27 protein-coding genes and 1 riboswitch are annotated in these 26,358 nt (G+C 34.2%); of the genes, 18 read left to right on the top strand and 9 right to left on the bottom strand.

The window, feature by feature from the left end; all coding sequences use genetic code 11:
* Positions 1-441: 441 nt before the first annotated feature.
* Entirely contained in the window at positions 442-999 is a 558-nt protein-coding gene (locus F9279_RS19820; protein WP_152115969.1) for a DNA-binding protein, read from the top strand.
* A gap of 94 nt (positions 1,000-1,093) precedes the next feature.
* The gene (locus tag F9279_RS19825; RefSeq protein ID WP_152115970.1) at positions 1,094-1,573 is read left to right on the top strand and encodes a cache domain-containing protein; all 480 of its coding nucleotides are present in this window, start codon (positions 1,094-1,096) and stop codon (positions 1,571-1,573) included.
* 18 nt (positions 1,574-1,591) lie between these two features.
* On the opposite strand, the gene F9279_RS19830 is transcribed toward F9279_RS19825, so the two are convergent.
* Entirely contained in the window at positions 1,592-2,107 is a 516-nt protein-coding gene (locus F9279_RS19830; protein ID WP_226793728.1) for an MFS transporter, read from the bottom strand.
* Positions 2,108-2,858: 751 nt separating this feature from the next.
* Between F9279_RS19830 and F9279_RS19835 the strand changes: the two genes are divergently transcribed.
* Entirely contained in the window at positions 2,859-3,065 is a 207-nt protein-coding gene (locus tag F9279_RS19835) for a hypothetical protein (protein WP_152115971.1), read from the top strand.
* 227 nt (positions 3,066-3,292) lie between these two features.
* Here the strand turns inward: F9279_RS19835 and F9279_RS19840 are convergent, their stop codons facing one another.
* Positions 3,293-3,886 carry a lysozyme inhibitor LprI family protein gene (locus tag F9279_RS19840; protein ID WP_152115972.1) on the bottom strand — a complete coding sequence of 198 codons (594 nt, stop codon included), beginning with the start codon at positions 3,884-3,886 and terminating at the stop codon, positions 3,293-3,295.
* Positions 3,887-3,952: 66 nt separating this feature from the next.
* Positions 3,953-4,783 (bottom strand): YitT family protein, encoded by an 831-nt coding sequence (locus F9279_RS19845; protein ID WP_152115973.1) that lies wholly within the window; start codon positions 4,781-4,783, stop codon positions 3,953-3,955.
* A gap of 252 nt (positions 4,784-5,035) precedes the next feature.
* Between F9279_RS19845 and F9279_RS19850 the strand changes: the two genes are divergently transcribed.
* The 3 genes from F9279_RS19850 to F9279_RS19860 all read left to right on the top strand — a co-directional run bounded on the left by F9279_RS19850 (position 5,036) and on the right by F9279_RS19860 (position 6,122).
* Positions 5,036-5,242 (top strand): helix-turn-helix transcriptional regulator, encoded by a 207-nt coding sequence (locus F9279_RS19850; protein ID WP_152115974.1) that lies wholly within the window; start codon positions 5,036-5,038, stop codon positions 5,240-5,242.
* Entirely contained in the window at positions 5,239-5,628 is a 390-nt protein-coding gene (locus F9279_RS19855) for a hypothetical protein (protein WP_152115975.1), read from the top strand. Before F9279_RS19850 ends, F9279_RS19855 begins: the two co-directional genes overlap by 4 nt.
* Before the next feature lie 266 nt (positions 5,629-5,894).
* Entirely contained in the window at positions 5,895-6,122 is a 228-nt protein-coding gene (locus F9279_RS19860) for a hypothetical protein (protein ID WP_152115976.1), read from the top strand.
* Positions 6,123-6,463: 341 nt separating this feature from the next.
* Here F9279_RS19860 and F9279_RS19865 read toward each other — a convergent pair whose 3' ends face one another.
* Entirely contained in the window at positions 6,464-7,282 is an 819-nt protein-coding gene (locus F9279_RS19865) for a CAP domain-containing protein (RefSeq protein WP_319020778.1), read from the bottom strand.
* A 474-nt stretch (positions 7,283-7,756) separates the two neighbouring features.
* The gene (locus tag F9279_RS19870) at positions 7,757-7,939 is read right to left on the bottom strand and encodes a hypothetical protein (RefSeq protein ID WP_193224635.1); all 183 of its coding nucleotides are present in this window, start codon (positions 7,937-7,939) and stop codon (positions 7,757-7,759) included.
* Positions 7,940-8,135: 196 nt separating this feature from the next.
* Here F9279_RS19870 and F9279_RS19875 point away from each other — a divergent pair, with 196 nt between their 5' ends.
* Both F9279_RS19875 and F9279_RS26005 read left to right on the top strand, forming a co-directional pair.
* A complete protein-coding gene (locus tag F9279_RS19875; protein WP_152115979.1) occupies positions 8,136-9,959 on the top strand; it encodes a hypothetical protein in 1,824 nt (607 codons plus the stop codon).
* A gap of 65 nt (positions 9,960-10,024) precedes the next feature.
* Positions 10,025-10,150 (top strand): hypothetical protein, encoded by a 126-nt coding sequence (locus F9279_RS26005; RefSeq protein ID WP_264298270.1) that lies wholly within the window; start codon positions 10,025-10,027, stop codon positions 10,148-10,150.
* 228 nt (positions 10,151-10,378) lie between these two features.
* Here the strand turns inward: F9279_RS26005 and F9279_RS19880 are convergent, their stop codons facing one another.
* The 3 genes from F9279_RS19880 to F9279_RS19890 all read right to left on the bottom strand — a co-directional run bounded on the left by F9279_RS19880 (position 10,379) and on the right by F9279_RS19890 (position 14,119).
* Complete coding sequence (locus tag F9279_RS19880) at positions 10,379-10,549, bottom strand: anti-repressor SinI family protein (protein WP_226793731.1); 171 nt, start codon at positions 10,547-10,549, stop codon at positions 10,379-10,381.
* Positions 10,533-10,617: riboswitch (cyclic di-GMP riboswitch) on the bottom strand. Its footprint overlaps the gene before it by 17 nt.
* A 170-nt stretch (positions 10,618-10,787) precedes the next feature.
* Positions 10,788-12,413 carry a response regulator gene (locus F9279_RS19885; protein ID WP_152115980.1) on the bottom strand — a complete coding sequence of 542 codons (1,626 nt, stop codon included), beginning with the start codon at positions 12,411-12,413 and terminating at the stop codon, positions 10,788-10,790.
* 5 nt (positions 12,414-12,418) lie between these two features.
* Complete coding sequence (locus F9279_RS19890) at positions 12,419-14,119, bottom strand: sensor histidine kinase (protein ID WP_193224636.1); 1,701 nt, start codon at positions 14,117-14,119, stop codon at positions 12,419-12,421.
* A gap of 238 nt (positions 14,120-14,357) precedes the next feature.
* On the opposite strand from F9279_RS19890, the gene F9279_RS19895 reads away from it, so the two are divergent.
* From F9279_RS19895 to F9279_RS19910, 4 genes are all read left to right on the top strand, one after another.
* Positions 14,358-15,326 carry an ABC transporter permease gene (locus tag F9279_RS19895; protein ID WP_226793734.1) on the top strand — a complete coding sequence of 323 codons (969 nt, stop codon included), beginning with the start codon at positions 14,358-14,360 and terminating at the stop codon, positions 15,324-15,326.
* A 16-nt stretch (positions 15,327-15,342) separates the two neighbouring features.
* On the top strand, positions 15,343-16,263 hold the full coding sequence (locus tag F9279_RS19900; RefSeq protein ID WP_152115982.1) for a carbohydrate ABC transporter permease: 921 nt from the start codon (positions 15,343-15,345) through the stop codon (positions 16,261-16,263).
* A gap of 70 nt (positions 16,264-16,333) precedes the next feature.
* Positions 16,334-17,872 (top strand): extracellular solute-binding protein, encoded by a 1,539-nt coding sequence (locus tag F9279_RS19905; RefSeq protein WP_152115983.1) that lies wholly within the window; start codon positions 16,334-16,336, stop codon positions 17,870-17,872.
* 146 nt (positions 17,873-18,018) lie between these two features.
* On the top strand, positions 18,019-18,612 hold the full coding sequence (locus tag F9279_RS19910) for a DUF624 domain-containing protein (RefSeq protein ID WP_226793737.1): 594 nt from the start codon (positions 18,019-18,021) through the stop codon (positions 18,610-18,612).
* 109 nt (positions 18,613-18,721) lie between these two features.
* Here the strand turns inward: F9279_RS19910 and F9279_RS19915 are convergent, their stop codons facing one another.
* Complete coding sequence (locus tag F9279_RS19915; RefSeq protein WP_152115985.1) at positions 18,722-19,651, bottom strand: helix-turn-helix domain-containing protein; 930 nt, start codon at positions 19,649-19,651, stop codon at positions 18,722-18,724.
* Positions 19,652-19,844: 193 nt separating this feature from the next.
* On the opposite strand from F9279_RS19915, the gene F9279_RS19920 reads away from it, so the two are divergent.
* The 6 genes from F9279_RS19920 to F9279_RS19945 all read left to right on the top strand — a co-directional run.
* The gene (locus F9279_RS19920) at positions 19,845-20,561 is read left to right on the top strand and encodes a ThuA domain-containing protein (RefSeq protein WP_152115986.1); all 717 of its coding nucleotides are present in this window, start codon (positions 19,845-19,847) and stop codon (positions 20,559-20,561) included.
* A gap of 22 nt (positions 20,562-20,583) precedes the next feature.
* Positions 20,584-21,609, top strand: coding sequence for a Gfo/Idh/MocA family protein (locus F9279_RS19925; RefSeq protein WP_152115987.1), 1,026 nt, complete (start codon positions 20,584-20,586; stop codon positions 21,607-21,609).
* A 21-nt stretch (positions 21,610-21,630) separates the two neighbouring features.
* Positions 21,631-22,599 carry a sugar phosphate isomerase/epimerase family protein gene (locus F9279_RS19930; protein ID WP_152115988.1) on the top strand — a complete coding sequence of 323 codons (969 nt, stop codon included), beginning with the start codon at positions 21,631-21,633 and terminating at the stop codon, positions 22,597-22,599.
* Positions 22,600-22,627: 28 nt separating this feature from the next.
* Positions 22,628-23,656: a Gfo/Idh/MocA family protein gene (locus F9279_RS19935; RefSeq protein ID WP_152115989.1), complete on the top strand. Its 1,029-nt coding sequence runs from the start codon at positions 22,628-22,630 to the stop codon at positions 23,654-23,656.
* Between the two features lie 546 nt (positions 23,657-24,202).
* Complete coding sequence (isdC, locus tag F9279_RS19940) at positions 24,203-24,958, top strand: heme uptake protein IsdC (RefSeq protein WP_226793739.1); 756 nt, start codon at positions 24,203-24,205, stop codon at positions 24,956-24,958.
* Between the two features lie 30 nt (positions 24,959-24,988).
* The coding region (locus F9279_RS19945) for an NEAT domain-containing protein (protein WP_193224638.1) at positions 24,989-26,358 on the top strand (1,370 nt) is incomplete at its 3' end.

The raw sequence follows: 26,358 nt of genomic DNA on the forward strand, positions 1-26,358 counted from the left end.
GTTTAACCCACCATTAAAACCCACGTACTTATCTGTTTGTGTAGTATCAGTTATGGTCAATTCACAAAAAAATAACCCCCTTTTTCATGAGGGGGTGTGAGTGAAAGATCATGATTGTTTTTATGTATGTAAGGATATTCTCTGACAAATTCATAAATTGTTAATAATTTCGTGGGAAAATAGGTAAAGTGGTAGTTTATTACTATAACCAAGATGTTTATGCAATTTTTTTAAGAAATGTTTAATAATAGCTTCGTTATAATGTAAAAGTTGCCAATTTTATAAGTATCTTCTATATAGATGATTTAGGTTTCCAAATATAGAATGATGTTTAATATATAGGTATTTCGATCTGATATTATTGACATTTTCTCAATGAAGAGAGATACTGGTAAATGTTGAAAAAAATGGTTGTGAAAATTACTAGAAGGGAAAGGGAAATTGAGAAAAAATTGGTCACTGGAGGAAGTTGAATTTCTAAAGGAATATGTTGGATTAAGGGATATTGATAGTCTAGCCAAGAGATTAGGAAGAAGCACGGCAAGTGTGTTGTGCAAATTAAAACGTTTAAAATTGGGGAATACAAAAGAGCAATCTGGTTATTTAACAAGAGGGAGATTAGCGGCATTACTTGGGGTAGATCGTAATGTTGTGAAGTATTGGTGTGAAAGGTACTCACTTCCTTTTAAAACGAAAAAAACGAATAAATCAAGGATATTTTATTTAGTCGATCCGATAGTGTTTTGGGAATGGGCTAATAAAAACAGAGAAAAAGTGGATTTCTCCAAAATAGAAAGAAATAGTATTCTTCCTGAACCAGATTGGGTAGATTCACTCAGAAATCAGCAGAAACAGCTTCATTATCATCCTTGGACGGAAGAAGAAGCGTATTTAATAGAGCAAAGTAAACGGAAGAAACAACTATATGTAATAGCGATGGAATTGGATCGATCTTACTATAGTGTAGAAAGGAAATATAAGCGCATGAACGAGAAGTAACTTACATAGCAGCTTTGCGCTTATACTTACTCAATTAATACCCTGCTTAACAGATGGATAAACCTATATTAGTGAAAAATATTAGGATTTTTTTATGAAAACAAGAAAAAGATTTACGGTGAAATATAGATTACTTAGTGCATTTATTATTTTACTATTAGTACCAACTACACTTATTGGCTTATTTTCCTATCAGAAGTCAAAAGAAGAGTTGGAAAAGCATTATATAAAAAGTGCTTCAGAAAGTGTCAATGTGATCAATAACATGGTGACATCTATTATAGAGCCTAAAATGGACAATGTATCTATTTTTTCTGAAGAAATACAAGCTAGTTCATCGGAAGAGGAAAATAGTACGAAGTCGCAATCTCTTTTGGATGATTATATGAAGTTCCATCAAGATCTTGATACGGTCTATGTAGGAACAGAACTTGGAACAATGATTCGATCCCAACAGAAGGATTTAGGTAGTGATTATGATCCAAGAGAAAGACCATGGTACCAGCTTGCAATGGAAAATAAAGGAGAAGTGGTTGTAACCGATCCATTGTGTCTGCAGGAACTGGTAATCTAGTTATTTCTGTTGCAAGAACTACAATAGAAGGAATTGCTCCTTTTTAAGATCTTTAGCAAAATAGGCACCAAACAAAACGGTTACTATCATCGAAATAAATCCAGCTGATTGAATTTTCCCCATAGCTTGATCCATTTTATTCTCTGTATTAGACTCTTTTAATGAATCATAGATAAGTGCCTCATCAGCACCCGAGAAAAAAGTGACGGAAAAACCGTTTATAAAACTGTATAAATAAAACATCCATGGTGAATCTGCTATTAGTAAGATAAACATACTAACAACCTTAAGTAATGTACCAATCAGAAATGATTTTTTTGCTCCAAAAAGATCTGCAATAATGCCTGTAGGAACCTCACCTAATAGAACTGCTCCACTCCAGAACATCAGTACAATGAGTACTTGTGAAGCTGATAATCCTCTTTCTGTATAAAATAATGTTAATACTGGTGTTAAAAAGCTGATGGACCCAAAAAACTGTATCCAAAACATTAATCTTATATTATGGTCACCTATCGTTCTTGTTTGTTTCAACTATTCTCTCCTACTTCCTTCTATATGATGTCTTATTGGGAAGAAGCAGGAGCATAGGTTAGTCCTTTGTCAGACTTAACAAATCACTCCTCCTTCTTGATTGAAAAATCCTTGAGTTCTTTTTGACATGTTATTTCCTCCTTTTGTTTGATAACTTGATTTTAGCATAAATTATTTGTAAGAATCTGATTCTTTTAATGAAAAGTGTGAGAGGTGTTCTTATGTTTAGGCTGTTGGTAAGTGAATGATGTAGAAGACGTGGTCAAAGAATCCTAGTAGCGGCAAAAAAGTAGAAGAGTATGGTTTGAGAACTGCAGTAGTAGTAAAAGGGAAAAAAGTGGTTCGGCCAAGAAAGGTTTTAAGTACCATAGTACATATAATATGGAAGAAAAGTGGTGCTAAGAAGTGAATTAAGAACCAAAATAGTAAGTAAAGAGGAAGCAGAGTGGTTCCAATAAGGGTTGTAAGAACCAAAAAAGCAATAGAAAGGAAGCAGAGTGGTTCCAATAAGAGTTGTAAGAACCATAATAGTAGTCAAAAGGAAGCAGAGAGGTTCTAATAAGAGTTGTAAGAACCACAATAGCAATAAAAAGGAAGCAGAGTGGTTCCAAAAAGAGTTGTAAGAACCATAAAAGCAATAGAAAGGAAGAAAAGTGGTTCCAATCTAGCCCCTCACTGTCCAAAAACATAAAAAAGAAGACACAAGGTAAGAGCAAAGGCTTCTCACAAAGAAAATGAAAGCCCGATTTAAGTGCAAAGCAGCAAAAAGGTCGTTCATAAAGAAAATGAAAGCCCGATTTGTGTAAAAAGCAGCAAAAAGGTCGTTCATAAAGAAAATGAAAGCCCGATTTATGTAAAAAGCAGCAAAAAGGCTCCTCACAAAGAAAATGAAAGCCCGATTTGTGTAAAAAGCAGCAAAAAAGTCGTTCATAAAGAAAGTGAAAGCCCGATTTTGTAAAAAGCAGCAAAAAGGTCTTTCATAATTGGTAAGTACGAAAATTAATTGTATAATTATTCTTTATTTTGTGTGAAAATCATCGGTTGCAACTAGTCGTGCTGCCAAAAATGTTTTTTTCTATAAAAAATTAGAACATAAAGTGTAAGGAGCAAAATAATGATGAAACCTTCAAAAACCCTTACTCTTTTGGTGAAGGGTTCTTGAGGAAATATAGATTAAGAATTGAACTACTTTTCAGCCAGAATATTAACGATAACTAACAGCCTACTCCATATATTTCTCCACAAGCTCAAAGCAACGTTTTTCTGTTCATTTGCTAGTGCAGCTGTATATTCTAAGTTCTCTGCCGTACCACCTTCAAATTTTAAAGAGGCTTCCTTCGCGGCATTGTCTCTTTCCACTATCCAATTTCGCTGTTCATCTGTTAATATTGCTCTCTCATCTTCAGGAAGTTGCTCCTGTATGACACTATAGATGTTATTTAATTCTTGATCCCAAGCTTCATATCGATCTTCCGCTTCTTTCATCAACTCAACAGTTGTAGTGGCTTTGGAATTATCTATTTGCTCTTGAATTTCTGCTTTCATGGTATTGAGTTTTTCGAGATACTCTGTTTTCATACTAGCTGTATCTGTATCATCATTTTCTGATGTGCTTTCTGGCGAAGTAGTATCTTCTGAAGTAGTGTCGCTTGTATCCTCTGTTGTAGTAGTTGCATCGTTTTCAGAAGAAGTAACACTTTCATCATCAGATGAATTCCCACATGCAGCTAACATCATAATGGTAAATAGGGTTACTATGAAAAATACTTTCCTCATCATTATCTAATTCCCTCCAGTCATAAAAGTGGGTATTAGAAGTATTCCCCTATGTACGTAAATGAAAACTTATATTGCACTAAATCCTTCTCCAAACACACCACTTACATCATGAATCGTAATAAATGCATCATTATCAATCTGCTTAATTATTTTCTTTAAGCGAATAATTTCTTGATTACTAATAACAATGTAAAGGACTTCTTTGTTTTTTTTCGTATAATAGCCATGGCCTGAAATAACGGTTACACCACGTTCTAATTTAATAGTAACTTCTTCCGCTATCTCTTTTGAATACTCTGAGACAATGGTTACTGCTTTTTGGCGATTAGCACCTTCAATAATAAACTCCATTGTCTTGGTTCCCACATATAGCATAATAATGGTGAACATTAAACCTTCTACTCCAATAATAAAATAGGATAGAAACACCACGATTAAGTCAAAGAGTAATAAACTATAGCTGACACTCCAGCCTAAATACTTGTTCGTGATTTTTGCAAGAATAGTAGAACCAGCAGTAGTTCCTCCAACCCTAATAATCATACCAATCCCAATTCCTGTTATAATTCCTCCAAAAATAGCATTAAGAATAATTTCATCTGAGTTAATTCTCCATGATTCCGTTAAATGTAGAAATAATGAATGAAAACTAACCGCGATAATCGTATAGATTGCTGTTATTTTACTTAAATATTTATATCCTACTACAAGAAGAATGGCATTTAATACAAAGCTTACAATACTAGGCGACCAGTTGAATAAATAATAGCTAATAATAGTAAGACCTGTTACTCCTCCTTCTCCTAGTTTACTTGGAATAGCCAATACATTTATCGCAACAGCAAAAAGAAAAGCTCCTATCATTATGATAAAGATATCTATTATGTACTTCTTCATTTTCTCTCTCCTTGTTCATTTTACTCATAAAATTAAAGTATATCAGACTAATAGAAAAAGGAGATTCTTTTATTGTAAATTTATATAGAAATGAACCATTATCTATAAGTCGTTGGGTACACTTATGTTGAAAATTAGGAAAAGATAAGCAAAGGATATAGGTGTAAAAGATGTTTGACAGACGGGGCGCTTTTTTTATAATAAAGGTGTCAAACTTTTTTGACACCTAACAGGAAGTAAGGATGGAATAAGATGAAAAATCATATAAAGACATACCGTGAGCAAAAAAATATCTCGCAAGGAAAACTAGCAGAACTATGTCATGTTAGTAGACAAACAATAAACGCAATTGAAAATGAAAAATATGATCCAAGCTTACAGCTAGCATTTGATATAGCTAAAAATCTGGGTGCTACTGTAGATACATTATTTTTACCAGAAGGGAGTAAAGAGAAATGAAAACTAAAACAATAGGTGCCATTATGTATGGGTTAGGAATTATGATTGTGGTTGGATTTACTATTTATAAGTTAGTCTCTGGGAGTGATATAGGATTTAATGAGATTATTACTATTGGGGTTCTGCTAATGGGTTTTCTCTCTGTTATAACATGGGGGTCAAAGGGAGAGAAAGATGGCATACAACAGGATGAAGAATTAGGACAGAAGATTACAGAGAAAAGTTCTAAGATAGGGTACTTTGTGCTGACTTTCTTCATTATTATTGCTGTTGGATTAGACTCTTACTTCAATGAAACTAGCAATATTTTTCTTCTTTTATTATTAGGATTGTCTATGGTGATTCTTCCTTTTGTTGAATTTTTGTATGTACGTCGATTTAGATGATAGAAGGGAGCATCTTATAGTTAGGCTGGAAGAGATAGTGATTATATATAGAAGAAAAGTGGATTATATAGAGATTATAAGACCTAGGAGCTAGATGAAAAATGCGCAGAGTGGTTCTGAGAGAAGCTATAAGAACCATGAGCTGCATAAAAAAGAAGGAAAGTGGTTCCAAGAGAAGCTATAAGAACCATGAGCAACATAAAAAAGAAGGAAAGTGGTTCTAAGAGAAGCTATAAGAACCATGAGCTACATAAAATAGAGGGAAAGTGGTTCTAAGAGAAGCTATAAGAACCATGAGCAACATAAAAAAGAGGGAAGTGGTTCTAAGAGAGGCTATAAGAACCACAAACAACATAAAAAAGAGGGAAAGTGGTTCTAAGAGAAGCGATAAGAACCATCAACCACATAAAAAGAGGAAAAGTGGTTCCAAGAGAGGCTATAAGAACCATAAACATCATAAAAAAGAAGAAAAGTGGTTCCAAGAGAAGCTATAAGAACCATGAGCAACATAAAAAAGAAGAAAAGTGGTTCCAAGAGAGGCTATAAGAACCACAAACAACATAAAAAAGAAGAAAAGTGGTTCCAAGAGAAGCTATAAGAACCACAAACAACAAAAAAAGAAGAAAAGTGGTTCCAAGAGAAGCTATAAGAACCACAAACATCAGAAAAAAGAGGGGAAATGCTTCCAAGAGAAGCTATAGGAACCATCAATCACCTAAAAAAGAAGAAACGTGGTTCATAGAACTTTCATCACATTCCATTAATACAAAAACTTAATACCTCTAATAAACTGATCATGACAAGCTGCACAAACGAAACAGCTTGTCATTCACTATTATTTCTTCACAAACATCTGAACCCACTCAAACCCTGGCTCTTCAAATCCTACTCCAATATGTGTATACTTATCGCTTAAAATATTTGCACGGTGACCTTCACTATTCATCCACGCCTTTACTACTTCTTCTGGTGATCTTTGACCTTTCGCAATATTTTCACCAGCAGATTGGTACGTTATACCAAAGTCTCTCATCATATCGAATGGGGACCCATAGGTCGGACTTGTATGGGAGAAATAGCCTTTTTCATACATGTCTTTTGCTTTAACGTCAGCTACATTACTTAACTCAGGATATGCTTGTAATGCTCCTAAACCTTGTTTTTTTCTTTCTTCGTTAGTTAACTCAATAACAGATGCAACAAAAGCACTCATGGATTGTTTGCTGTTGGCTTGTTTAGTTGGAGTCGCTTGTGTGCTTGGCTGAGTCTGTTGTGTTGACTGATTTGTTTGGTTAGGTTGTGTATTTGGTTGAGTACTCTGTGTTGGCTGATATGTTTGTCCAGGTTGAGTACTTGGTTGAGTATTATTTTGAGTTTGCTGATTTATTTGTCCAGATTGATTAGCACCGTTATTTTGAATTACTACCTTACCTGTATTTGCATTATAAGTACCAGTCACAGTTCGGAATTCGTACTTTGTGTCCTGAACCTTTACAGGAATGGTATGTGGGTAATTCTTGCTGCTTGTGTCTGTATTCATACTTGATACAGTATCAAGATTCATATTAGGATCTACAGCTGCATCATCTTGATTATTACAACCTGATAATGCTAGAAGAAGGGTGCTTAATACTATTGAATAAAGTATTTTCATGCTCATTTGCTCCTTTTTATTTAATCACACGCTATTATTTTTTCAAATTTTCTAGAAAATAATTTGGTAATTAAAAGCAAAAAAGGATGCATGTTTATAATTCTTCATGGCAAAATAAAACTACTCGAAAGGAAGTCTGTTTGTAAGTAGATGTCGGAAATAAAAAGCATCATATCAAATTTTTCGTATCTTTTCTTGCTAAATATATCTTTTTTAATAATTGCAATAGTGAAGACTCATAGTGCTTAAACTCATTAAGGATAGGATAGATTCCTTGATAATTATTTATAGTATTATCATTAAAGGAAATTAAAATGCTTTAATTCGAGATATATCACATATTCATAAATAATTGAATTTTTGTTATAGGTTTATTGTTATGAAGCGAAGAAACTCGTTCCCCTGGTGGAAAAAAGTAAATATAGCCATAAAAAAACATCTCCTAATTAGAGATGCATAGAGAAATCTAGATGATTAAGTATTATTTTTTTGTCTAAATAGTCTCATAAATAAAGTGAAAACAAGAAAGCTAGTAAATCCTAATGAGGTAATTCCTATAATGAAATACCAAATATTCTTAGGAACAAGCTTTCCATAGTAATATAAAAATAAGACTGCCCATGCAAAGACCATTACATAGGAGATCACTTTTTTCATGCTCTTCATCCTTTTCAAAAAAATAGTGTAAAAGTATTATTTGGTCGGATATGAATGGTTACGTAATAATTATAGAAAGTAACCAGTTCCCTTTTGGTTAGTCATTATAAATGCTTTAATTAGTTGGATAAAAACTATCAATTGATAAATTTATCCATATTTTCGTTATAATGGAAAGAAAGAAAAGGGGGTTTTTATGGGATTTAAAGAAGAATTTAAACATCAATTGAATTTGGCAAAGAAAGATATTGTAAATGAAGTGAATAAGAAATGGAGTTTCGAATACCAAGGTCATATTATTGAAGTTATTAACCAGGTCAAAGAAGAATTATTAAAAATAGATGGAGAAATAGTTGCTCATAAAAAGCGTAAATCTGCATGGTCACATATTATTCCGTTTTCTAAGTTGTTTGCAACAGTAGAGTTGAATGATGGGAAGAAGCATGATATCGCTGTTAAGCTAGGTGGATTTACGGCTCTTCATTGCATAGTGAAGATGGATAATGAGGTATTATTGCAAGAATCTAGCAAGCTAGAATTTCTTCCATGGAATCATAAAGAGAAAATTATTCCTTTTATCCAAGCAAAAATGCAAACTAATAACGATATATCGGAAGTTGCATTACCAGACGACGAATACTTTTATGGAGCAAATGAAGCGAGATTAGCTCCTGGGTTATTTGATCAATTAGTCTTAGATTCCCCTAATCCTTTGCATGTAAAGAAGCTCATCAAACTTTTTTCAGAGCAAGTGAAAAATCCTGAAACAGATTCACGGAAAGCATTGTATGAAAAGATTATTTTTGAATATATAGCTAGTTACAGAAATGAATTAATCGAACAGGTACAACAACTAACATTGGATGAAGCTGATATGAAGAGAGAGGCTCTATGGCTTCTGGAACATGCAGCACATCGAGATGTTGTGAAGTTTGCTATTATAGTACTGGGCTTTACAAACTGTGAAGAGCATAAGGATTTATTATTTTTGTTAGCCATGCATAGTGAATTTACTCCGTATGTTTTATTCGCATGGAAGAATGGTACAAATCATGCGAACGAACAGATTTGGAAGCTTGCTCATTTAAACAAAGGATATGGAAAAGTTGCTGCAATTGAACAATTAGAAGCAAGAACTCCTGAAATGAAGTATTGGTTATTAATAGAGGGCTATAAAGATAGACTTCTACATGAATTAGCTTATACATGTGCAACAAAGGGAGAGTTAGATGTAGCCCTTTATGAAGATACAATCTCTAAAGAGCTTTATGACGGAGCATCTTGTATAATTCAGGGGTTGCTAAGTGAAGAGATGATGCAGGGAATAAATGAATATGCTTATGCTAGCAGCGTGCTTTCTCGTTTTATTCATCATGCAAAGAATCACTGTATTACGTTAGAGGATTTTTATGTCATTATAAAGATTAAGAAATTCATCGATGCTGATGAGGACATTTGGCAAGAGCGATTCATGGAACAATGGAAACCACATGAACGAAATTTAATTGCTCAGGGCCTTCAAGAATTTATACAGGATCCTAAATGGTTACAGTTGGCATTAGATGTAATAGAAGTCGATGTTGATTTTATAGCAATCGAGGTTGCTAGATTTTATCAAATAAATATTCTTCCGCTTTTATTGGAATTACTAGAAAATAACCCAATAAATACAACTTTATATGAAGCAATAATGAGTATGAAAGATATTGTTTCCATTGAAAAACTATGTATGTTTGCCGAAGCAAATCTATCCTTAGAACATTTAGCGGAAGATGAACAAGATTGTCTTCTCGTTATTATTCAAGATTTACATGATTTTGAAGGAGTAGGCTTGACATTACTAGTAGCTGCTCTTCAATCTGGACATGAAGGATTAAGTTATTATGCATTAAGTGCATTGGAGGTATGGACACCAGCAACTTGGAAAGAGACCAAAGTTTTAACAGCTATTGAAGGAATGATTGCAACAGCTAAGGACAAAGAAAACCGTATGATGGGGAAAGGACTATTAGAGAGATAGTATTGTATTTTAATGAAGTTATTTGTAAAAATATGTTATTATAGCATCAGCTTTTTCAGGTATCAGTGGAATCTATAATCCAGCAGCAACAACATAGTGTAGTAGGGGAAATTGGAGATAACCCAGAATTTCAGCAGGTTTTAGATATAGCGGAATTTCTGCAAATGCAGGTAAACTATCTTTATCTATGAATGATGGAGATGGCGTTTTACAGATAATGTAGGTTATTGGATTGCTATGTTCTAGTAAATATAAAAAATAGTAACAGCTTAACAAAAGAGATAATTGGATGCTTCTTGTCCCTTTTGTATAATTTTAATGTTCTATATCACCTTAAGATAGGAAGTATACTTTATCTATTTATATAGTAAAATATGGATCTATCTCTTAAGAAGAAATCAGTTACAAAAAAAAGACCGTTACTGGTCTTTTTGCTTTACTGAAAGAAAGTCCCTGATTTCATCTAATGAGATACCAAGTCGCTTTGCTGCCTGCATTAATTCTACCCATTCTCTGTCTAAGTCAAATTCTGTCATAGTAATTTCTTGCATGGTTCCTCCAGTGTTACCTAATTCAGGTAGTGCAGCCATCTTAGTCCCTCAACCTTAGACCTGTCACTTTGCGTCCCAATCTTTCAAGTGGTTTGCCTTTATCTGATCGAATTTATATATACTATTATTTTACTTGGGATTGAAAGGAATTACCATTATTAGAAGAAATAACATTTTGACAGGTTTCTACATAACTAAAGGGATAATCAGATGGTTATTGTCGAATTTTGTATATTTATTGAATAATATCTTTATATAGTATTTATGCGAGAATCTCTTAAATTATTATATTCCTTTTTCTAAACTCAAAGGGTGTATAAGTTGTTTCCTTTTTAAATATTTTGGTAAAGTAGGAATAATTACCGTATCCGACTCTATCTGAGATAGAATGAACAGGCAAATGGGTTGTTAGGAGTAAATGTTTGGCAACATCTACTCTTTTTTTTATGATGTAATGAACAAGAGATACTCCAGTCTCTTTCTTAAATATCCTGGCAATATAATCTGGACTTAAGTAAACAATTTTAGCTATTGAATCTCGTGTGATATTTTCATGATAATTCTCATCAATAAACTCACTAATTACCTTGACAACGGACTTTTGAGAGTGAATAAATGATATATATTCTAAAGAGACATCTACTAAATAAGCAATATATTCAATGATATCTTCCATTGATCGTGAAGATTGTGTTTGTAAAATATGGCTTGTGTTTCCGTGAAATAACTTATGTGCTAATATTTCCTTGCGCTTTAGATGGGTATAAATGAGTTGTGTTACATCAAGTCTAAAATTACTCAAAACATCAAGACTTAAACTATTAGTTTTTTGTAAGTTGGTCAAATACTTTTGGCATAGATTAATAAATCCAGTTCTGTTTCCACTTTGTAGATAATCATCAAGTGTTTGCAAGTTTGGTTCTACATATTTTTGCTTTTTCATTTGTTCGAAAGGGAAGTCAATAACTTGGTTCTTGTAGGTAATTACATTTTCTTTCAAGGATATAAGCTCCATTGTGTGTACATGCATATCTGATAACGTTGCAAAGGAGAGGATACTACACTGCACATCACATGCTAATTTTTCTTGAATAGCGGTTAATAATTGATTACAGAGCAGCTTAGCCTTATGCAGTGAATGATTGTCAGGAGAATTTTTACATTTTAGGATAACTAGAAATTTCTCTTTATTCGTATTGATTTCCATGACACTTTCAAATGAAAAAGGAGAGCCTAGAAAAATTTGTTCGTTTATATTTGTTAATCTATCTTGCAAATTGCCTGCTCCATCAAAAGCGGATTCTACTTCCTTATTCTTGTTCAATGAGTAAGGAAATAGTTCAAGTAAAATAGGCAGAAGATGAGTGTCTAAAGTGTAATCCAATGTATGGATTTTTAATTGCTCTGTTAGTTGGTCACTAGTTAGAAACTCGTTATTCCTTAACGTGGAAATCCAAAAATTGTCTAGAAGCTTTTGCTTATTTTGCTGCCAATAATGTCCAACTCTTAATGTCTCCTCACTAGTTTGACTTCTCAGTGCCTTTTGGATAGCTTTCTTTAAAATGAGTTCTAGCTTATCTATTTCAATAGGCTTTAAGTAATATTCGAAACTTTGTAGTTCAATAGCTTTTTGTGCATAATTAAAATTGGCGAAATTGGTTAAAAAAATGGCTTGTACCTCGTAGCCTTCCGTGCGGATCCAAGCTAATAGCTCTAGGCCGCTTCCAAGTGGCATTTCGATATCTGAAATTAGTACATGTATCTTCCTTTCTATAAATACTTTCTTAGCTTGTCTTATATTACTAGCTGTATAAATATTCTCAATTCCCAATGACTCCCAATTCACTCTTTTTTCTATAGAAGAGACAACAAATCGATCATCGTCTACAATTAAAACATTCATAACCTTCACTCCTTATCTTTTTCATATGGAAGTATTAACTCCACTGCTGCTCCGCCACTTGGAATATTAAAAAATCTAATTCTATAATCTTCTCCATATAATAAACGAAGTCTTTGTACAACATTACTAATGCCAATATGACTACCTTCTTTATTGGTTAAAAGCATGTTGTTCTGTAGCTTATTTAATATATATATAGGGTAGCCCGGTCCGTTATCACATATGGTAATTTGGAGCTGTTCTTTCTTTTCTAAATATTTTACAGATAGCGAAAGTCTCATCATATCCTCATCTAGTGAAGAACCATGCTTGATGGCGTTTTCAATAAATGTTTGCAAAACTAGCGGTGGTATTTTCGTTTGAGTAGTTGTTGGTTCCACATCGCTTTCAAATTGAAAGGTTGGACCATGCAATAATTGATGGATAGCAAGATAATGATGGATATGCTCAACCTCTTTCTTTAATTGGACGAAGTTTTGATTTGTCTGAAATAGGAACCGGAAATATTTTGAGGTGGATAATGCCATTTCCTTAATTTCCTCATACATATGCATCTCAGCCATGCTATAAACACTAGATAGACAATTGATATAGAAATGAGGCTTAATTTGTAATCTCATAAAGTCCATTTGTATCCTTCTTTTTTCTAATTCTTGTTCATAAATATTCACTTTCAGCTTTTTAATTTCTGTAATTAGGTCTTTAAAATGAGTATTAGCTTGTTCTAGCTCTATAATATTACTATTTTCAAAATCTATGGCTTCCTTACTGCTATTAATTTTAGATAGGTTTGTAGAAAAAGATTGTATAGGATTAATTAGTCGGTTCTTTATATAAAGTAATATCATGAATAATATGATACTAATGATGATAGCTGCAAAAATTAGTAGAAATTGAATAATTACTATATTTTTAAATGCCCCAAAATGATCAACTGAAATATGTAAAGTAAATGGTAGGGATGTGTTTGACTCCTTAAATACAAGGCGACTATTAAAGAATTGGTATGTTGTATTCTTAAATGGTTCCAAGTCTTCAGATTTAGATAGGAATCCAGTTCCCTCTATCTCCATTGCGATAGACCCTTCCCCTCCTAAATTAATATCTCGCAAGGGCTTAAGGATATCATCTACTGAAACCATGCAAATAAATATTCGATTCTCATACTCTATTAGGTGGTATAAGTAATAGGTATGATTAATCTCAATAGACTGCCATGTACTCATTGTTTCATAGGTATTTAAATTTTCCCTTTTAAAAAAGAAGTAATCTTTAATTTGTAAGTAATCAGAGTAGTCCATTTGTATAGATGAACTATTGAAGAAATAGTTCTCTTTTTTTAATCCTAAGAAGAACTGAAAATCCTTTCCACTTGTATATTGAAAATCATTCACTCTTGATCTGAAATCGGTTAAACTTTCTGGAAGTGTGGCCATAGTCAAATTGCTTTCTATTTTATCGAGCAAAGGTTCATGAGTGACCGTCCATATCATAAAGTGATCAATGGCATTTAATTTGCTTTTCGCATTATCTAAATAGAGATTAACGGTATTGGTAATATTATCGATACTTTGTTTCCTTGTAATAGATATCGTTAGGATACTTACTAGGATATGGAGAAGTAAAATACATAGGATAATAATCAGCAGAACTTTAAGATAATAATTTATGGATCTTGAGGGGTTTCTATAAATGGATTTTTTCATAAGCTCATCTCCAATACTTACATTCATTATATAAAATAAGCAGGCAATTTCTAGCACTATTCAGTCCAGAAAGCGTGTTAATTAGCGTGATAAGTCGGAATAATACTATTTTTTATATGTTCTTTAAATAGCATTATTCTTTATATCCCTAGATTATATTAGTTTTGGACGGTTTTTTTCTATATATTATGAATGCGCTTTCTTATACTGATTATATCAAACGAAGGAGGGGGAAGAGTTGAAAAGTTCACTTGCGACAGAAAATTCTGCCCGAGCAACACCAGTTATGCAAAAGCGAAATACATCAAGCAATAGAAAGAAGTTTAAAAAAAGTGGACCGTTATATGTATTACTACTACCCACTATTATTCTTCTACTCTGTTTTACCTACATTCCAATGTATGGAATAGTCATGGCATTTAAAGATTATTCGCCGGCATTAGGCATTTGGAGTAGCCCTTGGGTAGGCGTAAAACACTTTATTCAATATTTTAACTCTTATCAATTTGGATTGACGTTAAAAAATACCTTATCTATTAGCTTATATAGTATTCTAATAGGTTTTCCATTGCCAATTGCACTTGCAATTCTTTGTAATCAATTACGAATCGGAATGTTTAAGAAAGTATTCCAAGTTACAACTTACTTGCCGCATTTTATTTCCACTATGGTAATGTGTGGCATGATATTAATTTTCCTTTCACCAAGTAATGGATTAATGGCAAATATATTAGGATTGTTCGGAATGGAAATGCCGAATCTTCTATCAAGTCCCGTTTTATTTAGCAGTGTATATGTGTGGAGTGATGTGTGGCAGCATGTGGGCTGGGACAGCATTATCTTTTTGGCTGCTTTATCATCCATTGATCCAACCTATTATGAAGCAGCTACCATGGATGGAGCGAGTAGGTTCCAAAAGATTTGGCATATTGATTTTCCTTTACTAATGCCAACTGCCATGATACTACTAATCTTACGAGCAGGAAGTCTATTAAGTATAGGATTCGAAAAGGTATTACTTCTGCAAAATCCCTTGAATTTAACAGGAAGTGAAGTAATTTCCACTTATGTATATAAAGTAGGAATGCAAAATTTTCAATATAGCCTTTCTACTGCGATTGGATTGTTTAACACGGTTGTCAATGTCATCATCTTGCTCTTTGTTAACTGGTTATCTAAGAAACTGACGAAAACAAGTTTACTATAGGGAGGAGGAGAAAGGATTGGAATTTACATCAAGGAATGGATTAACAAAAAAAGCTAAACAAAAAAAGAGCTGGAATGATCGACTATTCGATCTTGCTGTTTATACTATAGCCATCTTAATGATTATCATGGTCGTTTATCCACTTTGGTTTATCGTTATTGCTTCCTTTAGTAACCCTGCAGATGTTACCAATGGTAATGTATGGTTTTGGCCAAAAGAGTGGGAGTTGGACGGATATGTAGAATTATTCAAGCAAGAAATTATCTGGAAATCCTATTTAAATACAATTCTGTATACGATTGTAGGTACGCTGATTGCACTATTAGTGAACATTCCCGCCGGTTATGCACTTTCAAGGTCTGATTTATTCGGTAAAAAGTGGATATCTATCTTTATTCTTATTCCCATGTTTGTTAGTGGTGGATTAGTGCCCACCTATTTAGTGATAAAAGGATTTGGATTATTAGATTCATTTTGGGTAATGGTATTGCCATTTGCCGTTTCTTCCTTCAATATCATTATCACACGTACCTTCTTTAAAAATAGTATTCCCGAGACTCTGTGGGAAGCTGCACAAATGGATGGGTGTGGTACTATTCGATATTTTTTAACAATGGTATTGCCATTATCCAAGGCAATTCTAGCTGTTATTGGTCTTTGGACGGCAGTAGGTATTTGGAATTCTTGGTTTAATGCCTTGATTTACATCTCGAATGAAGATTTGCAACCGCTTCAATTGGTTTTACGCAGAATTTTGATTTCAAATGAGTCATTACTTGGAGCAGCTTCTGGGGAAATTGCGAGTGAATTAAGGAGATTGTCGGAAATGATGAAATATGCTGCTATCGTTGTTTCTACCGCTCCAATTATGCTTTTATATCCGTTTTTACAGAAGTACTTTAATCAAGGCGTTATGGTTGGTTCTATTAAAGAATAAGATTGTGTTTTTATAAAGTAGTGGTGAATCAAGAGAAATTCTACTAAAACTAGAAAATGGGGGAAATTCAATGAGTAAGAAAAAGTGGTTTGGTATAATGAATGCTGCTTTAGCTACTAGCTTAATTGTAGGATGTAGTAATACTTCTAGTACTAATGAGAAAAAGGATGGAGAATATAGGATTGCAACGGTTCGATGGTCGGATTGGGGAGAGGATTACCATAAAGGATTTGTAGAAGAAACAGAAAAAGATGCTGGAATTACGATTGATTGGGATACCTATATAAATTCAGAATGGGGAGACAAAAAATCGGTATTAATGGCTGGTGGAGATTTGCCTGATGCCTTTTGGGGATCTCTTGCATTAAGCGATGGAGACATTGCTCAGAATCAAAGTTTATTTATTCCTTTAGAGGATTTAATTGAAGAGAATATGCCTAATTTGATGGCTGCATTTGAAGAGGAGCCATCTTTACGTGCATTAGTTACATCTCCAGATGGTCATATTTATAGTTTGCCGAAGAAGCTTCCACTAAGACCGAAAACAGGAAATCAGCTATTTATCAACCAGAAATGGTTAGATAATTTAGGTCTTGAGATGCCTAATAATTACGAGGAGTTCTATGATGTATTAAAAGCTTTTAAAGAGCAAGATGCTAATGGAAATGGAGATGCAAGTGATGAGATACCATATGGAGGAAATGTGTATGGATTTATCCTGCCATTTGGTGTTACGAAGGGAGGAGAAAAGGCAGGACTTATGGCAGTGAAGGATGGTGAGCCTGTCTACATTCCAACACAAGAGGAATATAGAGATGGAATAGAATGGATGCATCAAGCCTATAAGGAAGGATTAATTGATCAGGAATTCTTTACACAGGATGAATCAATGGCAGAAGCGAAGCGTAAAGATAAAAATGAATCTTTAGTTGGTGTTGCCTTTGGGTGGACACCAGATGCAGTATTTGGTCCTAATGCAAGTGAGTATGTTCCTTTAGCACCGCTAGAAGGACCTGATGGTGAACGTTATGTTATCTCTGATACAGAAACTTATTCTCGAAACGAATTATTGATTACAACACAAGCAAAGAATCCTGAAAAGTTACTGAAATGGGCGGATCAGTTTTATACGGAAGATGCTAGTATACAAACGTTTTATGGTTCCTTTGGAGTGGGTGTAGAGAAAAATGACGATGGAACATACAAAGTACTAGAAGCACCAGAAGGAGAATCTGCTGATATATTTGCTTGGACTAATTCCTTCCGAGATTTTGGCCCAAAATATATAGGAGATGGATTTAATGAGAAAGTAACTCTGCCAACAGATAGTGGAGATGGTCTAAAACTAGAACTAGATAAAGCAATCAGTGAATATGCTAAAGAACAATATCCAACAGTAAGCTTTACAGCGGAAGAAATGCAACGAATTAATACTTTAAATGTAGATTTATCTTCATATGTTAATTCCATGCAATCAAAATGGGTAGTGGAAGGTGGAGTAACAGAGGAATGGGATACCTATATAAAACAATTAAAGCAAATGGGATATGATGAATTTATGGAGCTTCAGAATAAAGCGTTTGATAGATATGAGGAATCTTTAAAATAACAGGAGTGAAACAAGTTAAATTATAATGGACAGCAGTCGGTTAATCAAAACAATAGATTCGACTGCTGTTGTCATGAAAGGAGAGGTTGATCATAGGGCTATTCTTCGATTTAAACAGTCCATTAGTACGATTTCTTTCAAAAGCTGTGGATATTATTTTTTTAAACTTCCTATTTATATTCTTCTCTATCCCACTCATTACAATTGGTGCATCTCTTACTGCTTTATATACTGTTTCAATGAAAATAGTAAGGGGAGAGCCTGTCTATATTTGGAGAGATTTTCTTGGAGCATTCAGAAGTAATTTTTATCAGTCCAGCATCATTTGGTTCATGCTTTGTATGGGTGGAATCATTTTATTTGCAGATCTATATTTCCTAAATAATTTAATCGGTATCACGAAAATATTCTTCTTCTGTTTTACTTTCATTTTGAGCTTTCTTTACTTAACCATTGCTATTTTTGTATTCCCATACATGGCAAGATTCAAAGACTCTATTCAAAAAACATTATTAAATTCGTTATTAATTGCCTTCTTTCACTTCCCATATTTACTACTTGTTATGGTCTTTACTGTTATCCTGTTTCTTTTTGTAGTGTCCTCTTTTGCGGGCTTTCTAACAGGAATATATGTGGCAACATTTGGAGGATTTTCCCTTTTCACATTATTAGCCTCTTTCCTATTTATAAAGCTTTTTACTAAATATGAAGTTAATAAAGCAGAGACAGTTGATTGTTAGTAATGGATATTCAACTATTCCCAATAAAATATAAAGAGAAGCAGCTTAACTCATTAGTAGAGGAAGAAGGCTGTTTCTCTTGTTTATTACAATGAATGGAAATGCTTAATTAGTGTTTTGTTAATTCCAGATTTTCCTCGACTGTGAGCATTTGATTCCTAAATGCCTTTGGTGAGCATTGATTAAACCTTTTAAATAATTTATAAAATTGTGCCATATTCGAAATTCCAACTTCGTACCCTATCTCCATAATGCTTTTCTCTGTCGTTAATAAAAATAATTCCGCCTTTTTGATTCTTTTTCTATTAATATAGTCAATAAAAGACATGCCCATCGTTTTTTTGAAATACTTTATAAAATAATGATAGCTAAAATTGAGTAGTCCACAGGCTTCTTCCACTAAGATTCTTTCTTTCAAATGAGAATCAATGTAATCAAGTACAGGCTTCAGTCTCGAGAGGTCATGTGTTTCTGAGTATTGAAGCATATTATTCGTGTCATTTCGTACTAATAAAAGAAGTAGTTTTTTTATAGCATAGTTAATAGCAATTTCATATCCCTTTTGCTTCCATTGACTTTCTCGGTGAATTTCTGTTATTAGATGATGTGCTTCTATTTTTGCTTCTTCATTTTGAGAAAATATGTAGTTGAGAAATTCTAGAGGCTGTGTTAGTTCAGAAAAATAGTATAAGTATGGAAGAATGCTTTGGTCGAAATGTTTGGTTAAATCTACTTGAAGTACCACATACCGTAGTTTTCCTTTCCACACCTTACTCGTTCGATGTGGCTGGGAAGCCCCCATAAGCAAAACATCACCAGAAGAAATAGATACATAGTTAGATTTGGTTTGGACAGTTAGTGTCCCCTCTAATATGGCAAGCAACTCTACCTCTTTATGATAATGCCAAGGATAATAATCTATAGGAGTAGACACTTCTACTCGATCATCTTTAATTTCCCATACCTTCAAAGATAATAAAGGGTTTTGATAGATTACTTCTTCGTTAACAGGTTCTTCATATGTATGCTTTCTATCCATCCTAATCCTGGCCCCCAAAAAAAATGTATATTAGTTTCTATACAGGTGACTTACATTTCTCTCCTTTTAATTATAGCAAAGAGAATTATAAAAAATGACAGAATCGAATAATAAAATGCCAAAATCGGGAATTTTTTAATCCGCTTACATTTTTTATAATGAAGACATACAAAGAGATAGGAGTGTCGATCAAATGATTACCATTTGGAATGAAAATCGTCATGAACAAAAAAATCCCATTGTTTCAGAAATTTACCCTGATGGCATACATGGCGCCATTGCAAGCTTATTATCAAACAATGGATTTAAAACACAGACTGCTACTTTAGATGAACCAGACCATGGCTTAACAGATGAAGTGCTAAATAACACGGAGGTGCTTATTTGGTGGGGACACCTTGCACATCATGAAGTAAATGACAAAATCGTACAAAAAGTGCAACAACGTGTTTTAGATGGAATGGGACTAATTATTCTTCATTCCGGACATTTTTCGAAAATATTTAAAACCTTAATGGGAACTAGCTGTGATTTAAAATGGCGCGAAGCAGATGACAAAGAACGCTTATGGGTCGTAGCACCAAATCATCCAATTGTGGATGGAATTGGGGAATTTATTGAGCTTGAAAAGGAAGAAATGTACGGAGAGCACTTTGATATTCCTGCACCAGATGAATTAATTTTTACAAGCTGGTTTGAAGGAGGAGAAGTGTTTCGTAGTGGCTGCACCTTTGCAAGAGGAAACGGAAAAATTTTTTATTTTAGACCAGGACATGAAACATATCCAACCTATCATAACAGTGAGATTCAGCGAGTAATTGTGAATGCTGTTAAGTGGGCATCACCAGTTAATCGAAAAAGACCTGTATATGGAAATGCAAAACCATTAGAAACGATTTCAAAAAAGTAATAGGACCGAGGAGGAAAAAGTGATGAAAAAATTAAAAGTTGGTGTAATTGGGTGTGGTAGTATCGCACAGCATCGTCATTTACCAGAGTATCAATGGAATGAACAAGTAGAATTAGTAGCAGTCTGTGATATTCATGAGGGTCGAGTGAAAGAGATAGCAGAAAAATATCAAGTGAAAGCTTATACGGAATATGAAGAATTACTGGAAGATAAAGAAATTGAAGCTGTAAGTGTATGTACACCAAACTATTTACATGCTCCAATCTCGATTGCCGCATTAAAGGCAGGCAAACATGTACTCTGTGAGAAACCAATGGCAACTTCAAAAGAAGAAGCAGAGCAAATGATTGAAGCAGCTAAAGCAAGTGGAAAGAAACTAATGATTGGTCATAATCAACGCTTTGTGAAATCTCACCAAAAGGCACGTCAGTTAATCAAAAGTGGAGAAGTAGGAAAAATCCATAGTTTCCGTACTGCCTTTGGACATGGTGGACCAGAGGGATGGAGTGTAGAAGGAAAAGAAGGATGGTTCTTTAATAAGGAGAAGGCATTTATCGGCGCAATGGGTGACTTAGGCGTACATAAAGCTGATTTGCTGCGCTATATTCTTGATGAGGAATTTGTTGAGGTAGGGGCATTTGTAGAAACAAATGCAAAGGATTTCTCCAATGTTGACGACAATGCAGTATGTGTATTGAAGTCAAAAAGCGGCGTAATCGGTACATTAGCAGCAAGCTGGGCTTATACAGCAAAAGAAGATAACTCTACCATCATTTATGGGGAAAAGGCAGTCCTCCGTTTAGAAGACCATCCAAACTATTCTTTAATTGTGCAATATGCAAATGGAGAAGTAGTAAACTACGAGCTTGGCAGAATTCAATCAAATGATGCTGGTGGGCAAAATAAATCAGGAGTGATTGACCATTTTGTCGAGAGTATAACGGAAGACAAAGACCCGCTTATTACAGGAGAAGAAGGAAAACGATCTCTTGGTATTATATTAGCTGCTTTGGAATCAAGTGAGACGAAAACAATTGCGAAAATCTAAACGAAAGAGAGGGGAATAAGCATGAAATTAGGTGTATTTACTGTTTTATTTGCAGATAAATCATTTGAGGAAATGTTAGATGCAGTTAAAGAAGCTGGAATTCAGGCAGTGGAAATTGGTACGGGCGGATATCCAGGCAATAATCATTGCGATCTGGATGCGCTTTTGGAAAGTGAGGAAAGAAGAACAGAGTACTTACAAAAGGTAGAAGAACGAGGATTAATCATTAGTGCTTTTAGCTGTCATGGCAATCCTATCTCTCCTGACCAATCTTTTGCTAAAGAATCACATGATGCGCTAATCAAAACCATTAAGCTAGCATCTCTTATGAAGGTACCTGTAGTGAATTGTTTTTCCGGTACACCAGGTGATCATGAAGAAGCAAAATATCCTAACTGGCCGGTAACTCCGTGGCCAAATGAATATAGTGATGTAAAGAAATGGCAATGGGAAGAAAAATTAATTCCTTACTGGAAAGAAGTAGGTCATATGGCGAAAGAGCATGGAGTGAAAATTGGATTAGAGCTTCATGGTGGCTTCTTAGTTCATACTCCTTATACGTTATTAAAGCTTAGAGAAGCTACTTGTGATGCCATTGGTGCAAATCTTGATCCAAGTCATCTTTGGTGGCAAGGCATTGATCCAGTAGGTGCTATAAAAATATTAGCCAAGGAAAATGCCATCCATCATTTTCATGCTAAGGATACTTATATTGATCAAGATAATGCCAATATGTACGGATTAACCGATATGCAACCATATGGAGAAGTACAAACTAGAGCATGGACATTCCGCTCAGTGGGATGTGGCCATAGTGTTAGTGAATGGTCTGATATGATGAGTGCCTTACGAACATACGGATATGATTATGTTGTCAGTATTGAACATGAAGATCCTATTATGTCTATACGAGAGGGATTAACAAGAGCTGTAACTAATCTTAAATCTGTACTAATTGAAGAGGCTCCTTCCCAAATGTGGTGGGTATAAGCTAAGGAAGAGTGGTGGAGAGAAGAGAATGACAAAACTAAAAGTCGCCATTATTGGCTGTGGAAACATTTTTCCAATGCATGCCGGGAGCATTGTTTCAAGGAACGATGCAGAGCTAGTGGCAGTATGTGATGTGAAAAAAGAACGCGTGGACGAAAAAGCAAGTGTATATAACTGTGCTGCTTATACAGATTATCTAGAAATGCTAAAGAAGGAAACTATAGATGTGATTCATATTTGTCTTCCGCATCATTTACATGCTCCCGTTACACTGGAAGCAGCCGAAAGGAAGATTCATATTTTAACAGAAAAGCCTATGTCTATTCACTATGATGATGCAGTAGAGATGGTGGAAGTAGCAAAAGAAAATGAGGTAACACTTGGTGTCATCTTTCAAAACAGGTATAATCCAGGCTCACAATTAATCAAGAGTATGTTAGATAATGGAGAGCTAGGTGTTATTAAATCTGGAAAGCTGTCTGTTACTTGGGATCGCTCAGACGAGTATTATCTAAGGAGTGATTGGAAGGGTACTTGGGAAAAAGAAGGCGGTGGAGTGGTCATTGATCAAGCTATCCATACCATGGATTTAATGAGATGGTTTGTTGGTGATGAAATAAAATACGTAGATGCATCCATCAGCAATCGTGCTCATGAAATAATAGAAGTCGAAGATGCAGCAGAAGGGGTTATTGCCTATAAAAATGGTGTCATAACTGCCTTTCACGCTATCAACTATTATTCCTATGATGCACCAGTTGAAATTGAACTTCATTGTGAGAAGGGCTTTGCAAAAATGGTAGCAGACCGTGCTACAGTTCGCCTTCATGATGGAAGTGAATTTATTGCCGATAATAACCCTAATGAAACATTTCATTATGAAAATGGAGTAAAGGGATATTGGGGTGTTAGTCATGTAAAGCAGATTAATAATTTCTATGAATCTCTTATTAATGGCGTACCTTTGGACATAACAGGTGAAGAGGCTTTGAAAACACAGGAAATGATCTGTGCTGTTTATGAATCTGGGAAGAAACGTGAAAGAGTAAATTTTTAAAGTTCAGTTAGAAAAGAGTAGAAGAAGGGCGGTACAGCTACCTAGGAATAAGTAGCTGTACCGCTTTTTTTTCATTCATTCTAAATGCTACTTTTCCGTATTTCTCATTCTATTTCTATCTGTTTTTTAGATTTTATCAAAAAATTGTCAGTATTTGTTTAAATGAAAATTTAATTTTAAATTTAATTGATAATGAATGATGATTGTTAGTTATATTTAGATAATAAAATTTTAACTGGTTTCATTCGTGTTGTTCGGGGTTTTTTATTATTGGTTTTCATTATGCCAAAATTAGAAAACAGCTTATTATCTTCGTTTATGAATTTTTATGATGGTATATATAGAGCCAGAAGGTGTTTTGTATATTAAATCAAAGCGTTGTTTTTTTCTCTCTTAGCTCTTTATATGGAAGTGTTATTTCCTATAAAAGAAATAGGAGTTCATTAATATTTATATATTAATATAATTATACTATGAAAACTAATTGAGAAAGTTTTTATTGACAATGAGAATCACTATCACTTACTATTTGTTTATATGGTAATTATGCCTAATTTTGGACAGGAGGTGAAAGTAGAGAGAGAAGAAGAGAGAGAAATTATTTTTTCCAGAAAGGAAGGGGAAATCTTGCAAGGTTTATATAAAGTAAGTAAAACGCTTGTGTTCTTAGTAGCGGTATTATTTGTTCTTTTTGGAATAAGTCAACTAGCTAGTGCTGCAGAATGGAAAGATGGAGAGTATTCTGTTAGCTATTCTGTCTTAAAGGCAGACAGTGATTCAGCATCTATGGCAGATGGATATTTCGTTAAGCCAGCTAAGATTATTGTTAAAAATGGTGCTGTTACTGCACAGGTTAGTATTAATACTTCTTCTATCAAGGAATTCAAAGTGAATGGGAAAGCCGTTACCGTTTTAAGTCAAAGTGGTGAATCAAGTACTGTGCAGTTTGCGGTTCCTGATCTGACTAGCTTAACAAATGCGGAAATTCACGTTGTGGTTGACGGAATGGATTATGATCATTGGTACACGATTCGTTTTGACTTTGATCACAGTAATGTATCAGTAGCATCTTCTAGTACTAATACAACTACTAGCACTACATCATCAGGAACTACTGCTTCTACAAACACATCAACTCAAGAAACGGCTTCATCTCAGGAATCACAACAGACAACGGTAGAGAATCCTAGAACAAGTGATACAACAAATGTAAGCTTGTACGCAGCTTTGTTGTTGGTATCCACTATAGTCATGATTTCAATGGTAGTAGTGAAATCAAAATCAAGAATGATAGAAAAATAGAATACTAAATTGATAAGGGAGAAAGTCAAATTGAGCAAATTTATCAGGGGATCTATAGCATTTTTGGTTTTATTAATAACAGTATTAAGCCCTCTCTTTTCTCAAACTAATACAGTGTCTGCAGATGAATCTACTCCTACATATGCGAACGGAGAGTATGAAATACCATATACAATTTACCATGAGACTAATGATGAAGTATCCATGGCAGATGGTTATTATACGAAAACAGCAAAAGTAGTAATCAAAGACGGGGAAATTAAAGTTCAAGTAGAATACGACCCGTTCATTACAGAGTTCAAGGTAAACGGAACTCCTGTTACAATTCTTAGTCAAGATAGTAGCAAAGTAATAGCTGAGTTTTCAGTTGATAGCCTTGCAGACATAGTGGAATCTGAAATCCATGTTGTTGTCCCTATGATTAATTATGATCATTGGTATACAGTACGTTTTGACTTTGATGATTCTTCTATTCCGCCAGCTCCTGTGGAGGTACCTGAAGAAACAACACCTATTGCAGATGGAAAGTATACATTTGACTATCAAGTATTAAAGGATAACGCAGATGAGCCTTCTAGCTTAGGGAATTACCTGAGTAAACCAGCAAAACTAGTAGTAGAAGGTCAAAAACAATATGTGATTGTAACATTATCATCTAGTAATTTCATTACTGCGTTTAAAACAGAAGTGAATGGTCAGCTAGTAGATGCTGAAATCTTAGAAGAAGATACAGCAAACAATACAAGAACATTAAAGTTCCAAATTGATGATATTGGTAAAACAATCCATACATCTCTATCTATGTCATACGGAATGACACATACTGTCCGCTTTGTTCCAAATAAGAACACTGTGACAGTTGATAATTCTACAGAAACACCAGAAGAAGAAACACCAGCTGTAAAAGATGGAAAGTATACATTTGACTATCAAGTATTAAAGGATAATGCAGATGAGCCTTCTAGTTTAGGAAAATACTTAAGCAAGCCTGCTAAATTGGTTGTTGAAAATCAAAAGCAATATATGATTGTAACATTATCATCTAGCAACTTTATTACTGCTTTTAAAACAGAATTAGATGGCCAACTAGTTGATGCAGAAATCTTAGAAGAAGATACAGCAAACAATACAAGAACATTGAAGTTCCAAATCGATGATATTAATAAAACAATCAATACATCTCTATCCATGTCATACGGAATGACACATACTGTTCGTATTGTTCCAAATGCAAATACTCTAACAGTGGATGACTCTACTGAAACACCAGATGAAGGAGAAGGAGAAAATCCAGGAACTACACCAGGTGAAGGAGAAGGAGAAAACCCAGGAACTACACCAGGTGAAGGAGAAGGAGAAAACCCAGGAACTACACCAGGTGAAGGAGAAGGAGAAAACCC

The organism is Bacillus sp. B1-b2, assembly GCF_009183415.1.
GTDB lineage: Bacteria > Bacillota > Bacilli > Bacillales > Cytobacillaceae > Niallia.